General features: G+C 40.2%; 7 protein-coding genes. 4 read left to right on the top strand and 3 right to left on the bottom strand.

The window, feature by feature from the left end; genetic code table 11:
* Positions 1-26 precede the first annotated feature (26 nt).
* The 3 genes from OZ401_RS15360 to OZ401_RS15350 form a co-directional block, all read right to left on the bottom strand.
* The gene (locus OZ401_RS15360) at positions 27-1,028 is read right to left on the bottom strand and encodes an alkaline phosphatase family protein (RefSeq protein WP_341471342.1); all 1,002 of its coding nucleotides are present in this window, start codon (positions 1,026-1,028) and stop codon (positions 27-29) included.
* 180 nt (positions 1,029-1,208) lie between these two features.
* Positions 1,209-2,018, bottom strand: a complete 810-nt coding sequence (locus OZ401_RS15355; protein WP_341471341.1) for a hypothetical protein — start codon at positions 2,016-2,018, stop codon at positions 1,209-1,211.
* A 115-nt stretch (positions 2,019-2,133) separates the two neighbouring features.
* Positions 2,134-3,567 (bottom strand): S1C family serine protease, encoded by a 1,434-nt coding sequence (locus OZ401_RS15350; protein WP_341471340.1) that lies wholly within the window; start codon positions 3,565-3,567, stop codon positions 2,134-2,136.
* A gap of 483 nt (positions 3,568-4,050) precedes the next feature.
* Between OZ401_RS15350 and OZ401_RS15345 the strand changes: the two genes are divergently transcribed.
* From OZ401_RS15345 to OZ401_RS15330, 4 genes are all read left to right on the top strand, one after another.
* Positions 4,051-8,403, top strand: coding sequence for a PAS domain S-box protein (locus OZ401_RS15345; protein ID WP_341471339.1), 4,353 nt, complete (start codon positions 4,051-4,053; stop codon positions 8,401-8,403).
* 22 nt (positions 8,404-8,425) lie between these two features.
* Positions 8,426-9,550 carry a hybrid sensor histidine kinase/response regulator gene (locus OZ401_RS15340; RefSeq protein WP_341471338.1) on the top strand — a complete coding sequence of 375 codons (1,125 nt, stop codon included), beginning with the start codon at positions 8,426-8,428 and terminating at the stop codon, positions 9,548-9,550.
* A gap of 124 nt (positions 9,551-9,674) precedes the next feature.
* On the top strand, positions 9,675-10,871 hold the full coding sequence (locus OZ401_RS15335) for a sensor histidine kinase (RefSeq protein ID WP_341471337.1): 1,197 nt from the start codon (positions 9,675-9,677) through the stop codon (positions 10,869-10,871).
* 36 nt (positions 10,872-10,907) lie between these two features.
* Positions 10,908-12,635 carry an EAL domain-containing response regulator gene (locus tag OZ401_RS15330; protein WP_341471336.1) on the top strand — a complete coding sequence of 576 codons (1,728 nt, stop codon included), beginning with the start codon at positions 10,908-10,910 and terminating at the stop codon, positions 12,633-12,635.
* Positions 12,636-12,713 lie beyond the last annotated feature (78 nt).

Here is a 12,713-nt window from a genome sequence, read left to right as displayed (position 1 = left end):
TAGTCATCCATACGCTATCCTATTAACTAACGGGCAATATTCCAAATACCACTTATCGGAGTAGCAGTGGCATCCTCACGCCCCAAATTCCCCAACTGGAAATTATCTTCAATTGTGCGCAGCAAATCGTAATGAGTATAGCGTTTGTCGCTGCTACTCCCCGCTTTTACCATATCACCCGCTAGTACGGTATAAACTTGATTTGAGCTACCCGCTAGCCCTTCATCAAAAGTAACTACAAATAGCGTGCCTTGACTGACCTGTGGGTTATTCAGCATGGGAGGCAAGAAGCCTTGCAACCAAGTTGAAGTGTATTTTGGTCCCGTATCGTGCCCATCATTTTTTTGGTCCGGCACATACAGGATATAGTGGGCGAGGCTATTTGCTGTTATATCAGACTGCAAACGGCTGGCAGGTACAATGTTGGCACAGCGATTCGGATTATTCTGCACATTCAGGAAAGATACAAAAGGTTCGTGCTTACGGGCATAATCACCGGAAAGCACACCCTTATAGCAGGGTGTAGTGGGCAAACCTTCCGCATAAACTTTCCAGCTAATCCCGGCAGCATCCATTAAATCCGCCAAATTGCTTTTATCAAGGTCGGTTTGACCATCGCTGGTAACTCCAAAAGTGCTGCCACCTACTAACGCCAAATAATTTGGGTACGAAGGGTGCGTTACAGCAAAATAGTTTTTCAGCAAAGCGCCTTTACCCGCCAGTTGCCCCAAATAGGTTTGTCGTATCGCTTCGGAATAATCGGTATTTTCCAGAATAATAAGAAATACCCTCTTGAAAGCTTTAGGCGAAAACTCACTGGAAAAAACCGGAGAAGTTGCCGGAATGGGAGTTGGGGTAATGGTGCTCACGATTGGCAAAGTGGTGGGAATAAGCGTAGTTGCTGGAATAGTTGTTTGCACCTGAATTTGAGTAGGCGTAACAGCTATTGGGGTAGCGGTAGCATCTCCACAAGCTGCCAGTATCATTAGAATAGCTGCGATCAAGCACACCGATATTATTTTTTTCACAAGTATAATATTTAATCCTCACAACAAATCAGTTTCACATCGCCACTAGAAACATATTATAGCAGTATGATTGCTGGCATGTTTGTGATTCTATTCAAATAATTATGTAAAGTACATGGTAATAAAGAAAGGTCTGGCGGCACACACGTACTTCCAGACCTAAAAATGTATGAAAAGAAATTATTCTATAACGATAGCAACCGCAGTGATTGTACTGCTTTGACTCGTTACATAATTTACGCTAACTGTCACACCTGCTTTAAGCTCGTCGGTTGTTCCGGCAGCCCGTTTCAACACAGTGGTTGTAGCGCTCAGGTTAACAGTAATAGCTTGTCCGGCGAAGTCAGTACCGGTAAGCTTATTGCCAGATACAACCGCGTTCTGGACTACGATACCGGGAAAGCCTGCTCGTTGACTCCCATTACCGAACGTACCATTGGGAGTGCCGTTACCATTATTAGGGACATTATTACCGGGCGTGCCAGTGCCAACAGGACGTTGTAGTCTGCCCGCTGCGCCACCGTTACCACCTACAGCGTTGGGGTCTAATACTGTCAACTGAGTGGCATTGTAACTACCATCGCTGGCTTTATCACCCGTTACCTGAATTGTTTCGTTTGCCACAGCAAGTTTAGTCAATTCATCAAGGCTAATCTTATCGGTTTTGGTGAGGCGCACATTAGAAACATCAAATTTCTGAATTGTGCCGTCCGCCGCTTTTACAGTCAAAGTTTTGGCTGTTGCGTCATAGCTATCGACTGTGCCACTGATAGAAGGATTGAAATTGCCCTGTCTAAAACCAGCGCCCGGAGTTTGTCCGGCAGGTGAGAGGTTGTTGTTACCTGAAACAGCGGCAGTAGTTGCATTGTTGGCGGGAACCGGAGTGCTGGTAGGTGCATCGCCACAAGCTACCAGAGCAATAGTTAACAACAAAAGAAACATTAAACCTACAAAACTCTTTTTTCTAAAAACCATAGAACCTATACTCACAGACAAATCTCCTTAAGCTACTTGAAATAATAAATTTTATTTATCCAAAGACCGGTCGCCCTAGATATTTTCCAGAGATACCGGTCTTTAGAAGAGAGAAAAGAAGGTTAGGAAGTTAAGCTGAATTTCGCAATCCTAGGGTCACTTCTACAGTCCGTGACTGTGAGTTACTGCCGATGATTTCGAGCTTTACTTTATCGCCCGGTTTGTGCTGGCTGATAATCTCGCCCAAAGTCGATTCACCGATTATTTTCTGACCATCTATCGAGATGATTACATCTCCGTTGCTAATTCCTGCTTGAGCTGCCGGTGAACCACTTTGTACTTGCATCACAACCGACCCACCCTGACCCGTAGCAAGACTAAGCTTTTTAGCTTCCGCCGGGGTTAGAGGTTGGAACGAGATGCCTAGAAAGGCATGATCTACCTTGCCCGTTGCTACCAGTTGATCAATTATTAGCTTCGCCTGATTGATAGAGATGGCAAAGCCGATTCCCTCTGCCTGATAACCAGCTTCTGCCTGACCAGCTACCAGTGTATTGATACCGATTACTTTACCCTGCATATCTAGCAAAGCGCCACCACTGTTGCCGGGATTGATAGCGGCATCAGTTTGAATTAAGTCATAAAGTTGGGGACCACTGGCAGTATTACTTCGCAGGCTATTACCACCGGATGTACTTGGTTCAGTTACGCTACGGTCAAGCGCACTAACCACGCCAGCGGTAACGGTAGGACCACCCGGCAAAGCTAAGGCATTACCAATTGCCACTACACCATCGCCGACTTTAAGCTGTGAAGAGTCGCCAAGCTCAGCTACCGGTAAGCTTGCGCCACCAGCATCAATCTTGACCACGGCAAGGTCAGTTATCATATCTTTACCAACCACTGTTCCATCAAAAGAACGCCCGTCCGGTAGCGATACGAGTAGCGAATCCGCTCCGTTCACCACATGGTAATTGGTAAGAATATAGCCAGAGGCATCATAGATAACACCAGAGCCAACGCCAGTTTGTATAGGACTTGAGCTTGAGTTTCCACTGAAGGGACTAACTCGAGATGAGGTGCTAGCGTTTTGCATTGTAGTAATCTGCACTACAGCAGGGCGATTCTTTTCTGCGTTTTGTGTAACGGTTAATTGTCCTGCCGCAGTAGTGGAAAGACTTGCCGGAACTACTTTTGCCGGGATATTATTGTTTATAGTGGCTACTGACCCTGCGGGTTTAGAACTATTATTTACGTTCAAAAACATGTTTGAAGCTACCATACCAAATATCAACGCCAGCAAGAACAGTGCAGGAAACATGACAAAACGTAGCACTTTTCCGGCTTTGCGAGGCGCACGATTGTATGGTGCAGTTGGATTCTGGAAATTTTCTGGTGTAGGGTTATACCAATTAGCAGTTTGCTGCGTGTAGCCATAATAAGCCTGACTCGTATTGCCTATGCCAGTGGTTGGCTGTGGTATTTCGTTAGTATTATACTCTTCTGGATAAGGCGAGAAGCTTTCGTTTCCTTCCTGGGATGGAATTTCATTATTATAATTCATACTAATTGCCCTTCATTTTAGATTGATTAAACCTCGTTCGAGCACACTGCTCGTATTCCTTTACAGTTCTATCTTAACTAATAGATATTTCAAAAGATTTGGCATTTTGTAAAAAGGTATTATCCAATTGCAAAGAAAGTATTATTTTCATAACAATTGAGCGGAAATCCGAATGTGTGGCGGTCTAATCAGGAGGGTTTGGAACGTTTAAGTGAGGATTTATATTGATTAGCATCTATTCCGATTTCGATTTCTGCTTTTAGTAGACTATTTTCTTCTTGGGATGTCATTTCTAAAGTTTACCAAATCAGTTTGATCTCAAGATATTTTGGGCATTAAAATATATATACACTACCCACATAATATAGTTTGATGTATATAATTGTTGAAGGTAATCCTAATCATTCTGGATTTATTGAATTATTTAACTTTCGCATATTATTTCTTTGTTAATAATTTCCCTTGTAAAAAGAAATATAGCATATGGACAAAACAGTTAGGGTATTACTAGTTCAAAGTAACATTGATGACCAAGCGGCAATTGAAAATTTCATTTCACAAGAAATGCTACCTTATAACTATTGGATAGCCTCATCGGTGGTAGAGGCTCTAATTCTACTTCAAGCGCATTCCTTTGAGCTAATTATAACCGCGGATTTGTTAAAAGATGGCACTGTCTTTGATATACTTCGGCTAACCGGAGATATTCCAGCTATTTTTATCACCGAATCTGGTAATGAGGAATTAGTGCTCAAAGCTTTAAGAGAGGGCGCAGCCGATTTTTTGATAAAAGGGCTGGATAATTCTTATTTAAAACTTCTTCCCTATATTGTGGGTAAAAACCTACGGCAAAAAAGTAATGATGCCCAGTTAAAATTGCTAGAATATATTGTTGGAACATCAAACGATCTTTCCGAACAAAAAGAGGCTGAAAGCGCTTTGAAAAAAAGCGAAGAGCGACTACGACTAATTACCCGCTCTTCTAATGATGCCCTTTATGATATCGACCTCGCTAACCGACTGGTATGGACAAATGATGCTTTCAAGCTTCTATTTGGAGAAATCAGTTTTGATGCCCCTTTGATTAACCTGCTCATCCAACCTGAAGAAGCTTTACCAAACTCTCGGCATTACGAAGGGCATAGTGAAAATGAATGGTCTAGAGAAATGCTAATGCAGGATATAAAAGGTGAATCCATTTATATTCTGGGTCGGGGTTTTATTGAATGGAATGAAGCTGGGGTTATGATTCGGGTGGCAGGCGCGCTAACCAACGTTACCGATTATCGAAATGCCTTGAAAGATATAGAAGAAAATGAACGCAAGTTTAGGATTCTAACAGAAAAAGCCAATGCAATTTTGTGGGAAGCAGATTTTGTTGAGAAGCGCATTGTTTATATTGGTCCACAGGCAGTATCCATATTTGGATATACTCGTAGAGAGTGGCTTAATAACTATTTTTGGGAGAATCATTTACATCCTGAAGATAGAACCCCTACCATCAATTTAATGAACGAGATGATGTACAAAAACTCTGATTACGAGCATGAGTACCGTTTCATAGCGGCAGATGGCAGAATTGTCTGGATTTACGATACGGTACATATATTAGAAGATGAACAGGGTGGCAATCGTCATCAAATCGGCTTCATGATTGATATAACCAAGCGTAAAATTGCAGAGGAGGCGCAGATTATAACCGCTAAGCGCCTTGAAGGATTACATAATCTTGATCGCTCTATACTTGGTGAGCATTCTCCGCAAATAATAACTAAAAAAGCGTTGGCACATATAAAAGAATTTGCAAACTGCCAGAACGCAGGTGTAATCGGTTTTGACCTGAAAAGATCAGAAGCTTCTATTCTTGGTTATCAAAGCGACTGGCTGAATAATATTGTGATAGGAAGCCAAATACCGCTAAATATATTTGATATTGAGAATTTAAGCGAAGGTTCAGATTTACTTTTAGATGATATAAATTCTATCAAAGATAGAAATACTATTCTCTATCCTAAAGACGTGCGCTCAGTTCTTCAAGTGCCCTTGATCCGACAAGATGAATTGTTAGGTGTTTTATGGATTAGTTCGTCAGTTCCGTTTTCTATTTCCCCTTATGACCAACAAATAGTTCACGAAGTAGCTGATTTGCTAGCAATTGCAATTTCACAGGCAAGCTTACACGAACAAATAGTAACTTATTCACAGGAACTGGAAAATAGGGTTCTTGAGCGCACTAATGAACTTAAACGCTCAAAAGAACGGCTAGAACTCATATTTCATAATAGTAGTGATGCAATATTTCTGGAATACATTGGGAAAGGGATTGCACAGATAAATCAAGCCTTCATCACAATTTTTGGCTGTAGTGAAAGAAACTGTATCGGCAAGAATTTTATTGAGCTGGCTAGCGCTGAATCACAAGCTCAACTTCAATTAATAATGCAAGAAGTGTTGGTAAATGGAATAACACAGCAACTTGAGTTTAAAGCCACACGTATGAGTGGTGATTTTTTCGAAGCCGAACTTTCCATATCATCAATAACCGATGAATCCGGCGAAAACGGTGTAGTTGGCATTGTGCGGGACATTACTCAGCGCAAGCAGTGGGAGCAGCAAATGCTCTACCACGCCAGTTTGCAAAATAACGTTCAAGAAGCGGTGGTTGCTACGGATGCAAGCTTTAAAATTCGCAGTTGGAATAAAGCTGCTGAGCGTATATTCGGTTTAAAGGCGGAACATGCAATAAGCCGCGACTTTTTTGAAGTATTCGGTGAAAAATCCGAATTATTATTACGTCGTTACGAGATTCTGCAACAACTCGAAGATAAAGGTAATTGGAATGAAGAAATCTGTTACATGCGAGCAGATGAAATAGAAATAAACCTGTTGTCTTCAATAGAAGTGCTGGAAAATGATGAAGGTGAACATATCGGCGCAGTATGTGTAAGCCGTGATATTACTGCTCGCAAACGTTACCAAGAAACCTTGCGCAAAACTACCGACCAATTGCAAGCAATAATGGATAATTCCAGTGCAATTATCTATGTGACTGATTACGATGGCAATATGCTGCTGCTAAACCGTAGATATGAGGAACTATTTATAAAAGATCGTTCCTTTTCTGGAAAGATTAATCTTTTCGATATATATCAGACTGAAAATGCTCGCCAATATTTAGAAAATAACCGGAAAGTGATGGAATTAAGAAAACCAATTCAGTTTGAGGAAATAGTGCCGCAACCGGACGGGATTCATATCTACCTATCTATTAAGTCGCCGCTATTTGATTTGGATGGAAAAGCCTATGCCATTTGTGGTGTTTCCACTGATATTACCGAGCGTAAGTTGATGGAAGAACAACTGCGAGAAAATGAAGCAGTTCTTGCGGAAGCTCAACGTATGGCAAGCATTGGAAACTGGTCTTTGGATTGGGAGCAAAAAAAGTTTAACTGGTCAGAACAGGCGCACCGAGTGCTAGGATACGAACAGGCAATAGACATCCCTGATTTTAACGCTTTAATCAATTCATGCCATTCAGAGGATCGCCAATTACTAATAAATGCATTTGAGGATGTTGCTACCAATCAAGTGAACTTTGATGGGGAAATTCGCTTTATAAATCCGCAAGGCGATGGAATTTATCTCTACAATAGAATCAAGCCAATTATCAAGAATGGAAAAGTAACCCATTTATTTGGAACATTCCAGGATATAACCGAGCAAAAAGCGGTAGAGCAAGCGTTACGCGAAAGTGAAGAACGTTTTAAAGTATTGTTTGAATATTCGCCAGACCCTTTGATGCTTTCCACTATGGATGGCATAGTGTTGGATGTTAATAATGCTTTTACCGAACTGAGTGGTTATAGTCGTTTTGAAGCAGTGGAACAACCGATTGTGCAACTTGCCATTGTTTCTGAAGATGATATGCAGCTAATTAGAGCATTGTTCCAAAAAATGGAAGGAACTATTGCGATACCAACGCTTGAGGTTAATTTCAAGAGAAAAGATGGCGTAAAGCTGGTAGTTGAAATACGCGCTTATAAAATACATACACGTGATAATAACTATATTTTTGGTTCGCTCTATGATATTACACAGCGTAAAGAAGCTGAAGTAAGCTTACGCCAAGCACTGGAAAAGCAAAAGGAATTAACCGAATTAAAATCCCGTTTTGTATCAACCGCTTCACACGAATTTAGAACTCCTCTTGCCACCATTCAAGCTGCCAGCGATGCGCTGCAAGATTATATAGAACGAATGAATATTGAACAGGTTCATAGACGTGTGGATAAAATCCATAACGCAGTAAAGCATATGACCCAATTATTGGATGACGTTTTATCAATAAGCCGGATTCAAGAAGAACGTGTACCGTTTAACCCGGTGCTGGATGACTTGAGATTGTTCTGCTTGGATATAGTAGATGAAATAATTACGCTTGATGAAAACCGCCATAATTTTTCTTTTAACGCATATGATGAAAGCTTAGTAACTCTTTTTGACCGTAAGCTAATGCGGCAGGTAATAAATAACTTGATGACCAATGCCTGTAAGTATTCACCCGTAGGTAGTAATATTATCTTTGAATTGGCAAGGGTAAATAGTAATATAATAATTAAAGTTAAAGATTTTGGCATAGGAATACCCGAAAAGGATAAATCGTTGCTCTTTGATGCTTTCCATAGGGCAGCAAATGTCGGCTCTGTGGCAGGAACCGGATTGGGCTTAACAATTACGCTTAACGCCGTTGAGCAACACTATGGCACAATTTCTTTTGAAAGTCAGGTAGGGGAAGGCTCTACCTTCATTGTTGAATTACCAGCATTTCAGGTTTGAGCATTATTTGGAGATTTAGCGCATGACTTGCATTTTAGTAATTGATGATGAAGCTCCTCTATTAGAAGAGGTCTCAGAGAATCTGAGATTCGAAGGCTATGTGGTGCTTAGCGCTTCGGATGGGCAGCAAGGACTCGAATTAGCAATAGGCGAAGTTCCTGATCTAATTATTTGTGATGTGCTGATGCCTAAACTAGATGGATATGGAGTTTTATTAGGCGTTCGCGCTGAACCCAAACTGGTAAATGTACCATTTATATTTCTTACGGCTAGAACCGAAAAAAACGATATTCGGCGGGGGATGGCGTTGGGTGCAGATGACTATCTCACCAAACCTTTTACTCTCTCGGAATTATTGGAATCAATAAAAGCGCGGTTGGAAAAAAAGCAGATTCTGGAAAGAGATTATGAGCAAAAACTTGAGGATTTGAGTCAGTCTCTAATACAAGCTGAAGAACGCTTCAAAATAAAATCAAAATTTATATCTATGTTTTCTCATGAATTTCGAACTCCCCTAACTGTAATAATTTCTTCTATAAATTTAATACGAGATTATAGTGATAAATTAACGCTAGAAGAGCATCAAATCTATTTAAAACATGCAGAATCCGCTGCTTTGCGTTTATCACAGGCTTTAGATGATATATTGCTAATAGGGCAGCTTGAGACTTCACGCTTTAATTTTAGACCAGAATTAATAGATATTTCAAACTATGCTGAAAGTATTATAAGTGAGATGCGCCTTACAATGGGAGCAAAGCATAAAGTAGTTTTTGCAAGTAATTTTCATGGGGTGCTACTAGCAGATCTCAAATTAATCAGACAAATATTCTCTAATCTAATCTCAAATGCCATTAAATATTCCTCATTCGGTAGTAAAGTGCTAATCGAAATAGTTGCTGAAGGTGATAATTGTGTAATCAAAGTTAAAGATGAGGGTATCGGAATCCCGCCTGAAGATCAGGCTAACTTATTTGAGCCATTTCATCGTGCTAATAATGTTGGAGAGATAACCGGTACAGGCTTGGGTTTATTGATTACCAAACAGGCTGTAGAGATGCATAAGGGTGTAATAACATTTGAGAGTACCTCCGGTATCGGTACAACTTTCTATATATCGATTCCATGCAATACCACAAGTAATTAAAATATTGCTGATTTGATTACCCGCGAAATGTAGTAAAATTGTATATGAAAGCATTAATTATGAATCTGGTAAAAATTGGATTATTGCTTTGCAGCATCGAAACCGATCCATTGAGGGCTAAGTGATGAGCTATTTCGAGCAGGAAAAAAATACAAATTATACTGCTAAAGCAATATCGGAGAATTTGGATGAAACCAGATTGCTTTTGCAAGAGGCGTTAAGGGAAAAGGAGCGGTTAGAAGAGGCTTTAAAGTTACAGGCATATCAAAATAAAACTTTGATTCAGAATATGCCTTTTGAACTAGTGGCATTACTGGATAATAACCTGATTTATACTATGGTTGAAGGTAGATTTGTTACCCAAAATGAACCTTTAGCCGAGTTACATGTAGTTGGAAAGCACATTAGAGAAACTTTACCATCAGAAATTTATTCTAAAATAGAAACATATTTATCAGATATATTTATTAGAATAGAATCTATAATCGAATTTCACTATGAGAATAAATCTTATATAATGAAACTTATTCCATTATTAGATCAATCAGGTTATCAGTTAGGGACTATTGAATTCATTTTTAAGGGCACAGATCATAAAATATTTGAAGTATCAAACTCGTTACAGGAAACTGAGAAAGAGCTTACTGAACTTAGAAACAGGTTTATATCGTTGGTTTCCCATGAATTTCGCACTCCGTTAACCACTATTTTATCTTCAGCTGAATTAATGGAGTTTTATGGAGAGAAATGGGCGTGGGAGAAAGTTTTAAAACACATTGGATTTATCAAGTCAAGTGTAACAAGCATGACGACTTTGCTTAATGATATACTTATTATCGGGAAAGCAGAATCTGATAAACTAAGCTTTGATCCTTATGAATTCGATATTGCAGCTTTCGGCTTAAAACTTGTTGAAGAGGTGCAATTTGCAGATGAGACAAGCCACAAGATAAATTTCAGTCAGGAAGGTTCGGATTTTAATGTATTTGCCGATTGGAAATTGATACGCAATATACTTTGGAACCTGTTGACTAATGCTACAAAATATTCTGCACAGGACACTATCGTTGAATTCGAGTTAAAACGTGAGCCTGATAAGATTGTTTTCACTATCAAAGACCAAGGTATTGGCATCCCACAAAATGATCGTTCCCGCTTGTTTGAACCTTTTCATCGTGGCAACAATGTGGGTAATATTCCGGGTACAGGTTTAGGTCTAGCCATTGTCAAGCGCTGCATTGACCGACATTTGGGAGAAATTAATATTTCCAGTATCGAAGGGGTTGGAACAACTATTCAAGTGGTTATCCCTCTTACATAAAGTTCTAGCATACGTTAACAAGGCTTAAAGGTAACTATGGTTAAAATACTGGTAATCGAAGATGAAAAACACGTCCGAGCAAACCTCGTTGAACTCTTACTGGCAGAAGGTTATGAGGCTTTTGATGCAGAAAATGGACGGTTTGGGGTTGAAAAAGCCAAACAAGAACTGCCTGATTTGATCATTTGTGATGTGATGATGCCCGAATTGGACGGTTATGGGGTTTTAACCACCCTTAGAAATGATGCCACTACAGATACAATTCCTTTCCTTTTCCTGACAGCTCGCGCTTCTAAAGCCGATTTCAGGCAGGGAATGAGCCTTGGCGCGGAAGATTATCTAACCAAACCTTTTACTCGTATTGAAGTGCTAGACGCTATCCGAACCCAACTTTCCAAGCAACAGACTCGCAAACAAAAATATCAAGCAGAAATAAAAGAAGAAATGGATCGCCTGTTGCTTTTCGATAATCTGACAGGGTTACCCAATAGTCGCCAGATGTACAGTCGTTTCAGAGATGCTGTGGCAAACCTAATTGATCTTGACCTGCTCTCATTGCCAGTTTTAGTATTAAGTATCGAAAGGCTGAATGAAATAAACAGCAGCTTAGGTCAGGAAGCTAGTGATACCATAGTTCGAACTGTGGTGGAACGATTGAACGATTTGCTTGATCAGAATCAAACTCTTGCCCGTGTCGATAATGATAAATTTGCGGTCTTATTTAGCTCATTGCCCCAACCAAAAGACTTTATGGAGGAGTTCTCCACAATTATTGCCGAAACGGTTTTCAAACCATGCCAACTAAAGGATCAAGAAGTTTATATTAATACCAATATAGGCTTTGCATTTTATCCAGAAGATGGCGATGATTTTGATATTGTGCTGAGACGGGCGGAAGAAGCTTTGCTGGAAGCCAGAAAATTAGGCGCAAACCGAAGCCAGTTTTATAGCCCATTTATACATAATAAATCTATTGAAAGCCTTAAGCTCGAAGCTTCAATGCATCGGGCTTTGGAGAGGAACGAGTTTGAGGTTTATTTTCAGCCTCAAATAAATCTGAAAACAGGAAAAATCGTGGGTGCGGAAGCTTTGATACGCTGGTTACACCCAGAAGAGGGGATAATTTCCCCAGCTAAATTTATACCTATCGCCGAAGATACCGGCTTGATTATCCCATTGGGGGATTATATTTTTCGGGTCTCCTGTTTGAAAGCAAAAGAATGGTGCGATAAGTATTTCTCCGATTTTCGAATTGCCGTCAATATCTCAGCCCGCCAATTTTCTGACCCTCTATTGAGCCAGAAAATCAGAGATACCCTTGAAGAAAGTTCCCTCAATCCCCATAACCTTGAATTAGAATTAACTGAAAGTATTCTGGTTAAGGATTTTAGTACGGTCAGTCGGATACTTAGTGAGCTTAAAATGTTGGGTATTGAATTGGCAATTGACGATTTTGGAACCGGTTATTCCTCTCTGTCATATTTAAGGCAACTGCCTTTCGATATACTCAAAATCGATCGCTCCTTTGTAATACATTTATCTCAAGACCTTGAGGCGCAATCGATCGCTAAATCGATTATCCAATTAGGACATAACCTAGGGTTAAAGATAGTAGCTGAGGGAGTCGAAAACGAATCTGAAGCACGCTTCTTGTCGCAACAGAACTGCGATGAGATGCAAGGCTACTTGTTTAGCCGTCCAGTGCCAGCCGCAGATTTCGAAGTATTATTGCAAAGTGAAAAAACACTAGTTTTATCCGAGTAAAGTTACAAAACGCAGGGGTCGTAAAAAAACAACTTCCCGTTTTCTCCTAAAGCAGCTTCTTCAGGATGGACAGATTAG

Source organism: Candidatus Chlorohelix allophototropha (genome assembly GCF_030389965.1).
Lineage (GTDB): Bacteria > Chloroflexota > Chloroflexia > Chloroheliales > Chloroheliaceae > Chlorohelix > Chlorohelix allophototropha.
The sequence above is the reverse complement of the archived record's forward strand: the minus strand, read 5'-3'. Positions and strand labels throughout refer to the sequence as shown.

What these genes read in the sequence shown, in the direction of transcription:
- OZ401_RS15350 (WP_341471340.1), bottom strand. Translation starts at nt 3,567, where the DNA reads ATGAATTATAATAATGAAATTCCATCCCAGGAAGGAAACGAAAGCTTC.
- OZ401_RS15345 (WP_341471339.1), top strand. Translation starts at nt 4,051, where the DNA reads ATGGACAAAACAGTTAGGGTATTACTAGTTCAAAGTAACATTGATGAC.
- OZ401_RS15340 (WP_341471338.1), top strand. Translation starts at nt 8,426, where the DNA reads ATGACTTGCATTTTAGTAATTGATGATGAAGCTCCTCTATTAGAAGAG.
- OZ401_RS15335 (WP_341471337.1), top strand. Translation starts at nt 9,675, where the DNA reads ATGAGCTATTTCGAGCAGGAAAAAAATACAAATTATACTGCTAAAGCA.
- OZ401_RS15330 (WP_341471336.1), top strand. Translation starts at nt 10,908, where the DNA reads ATGGTTAAAATACTGGTAATCGAAGATGAAAAACACGTCCGAGCAAAC.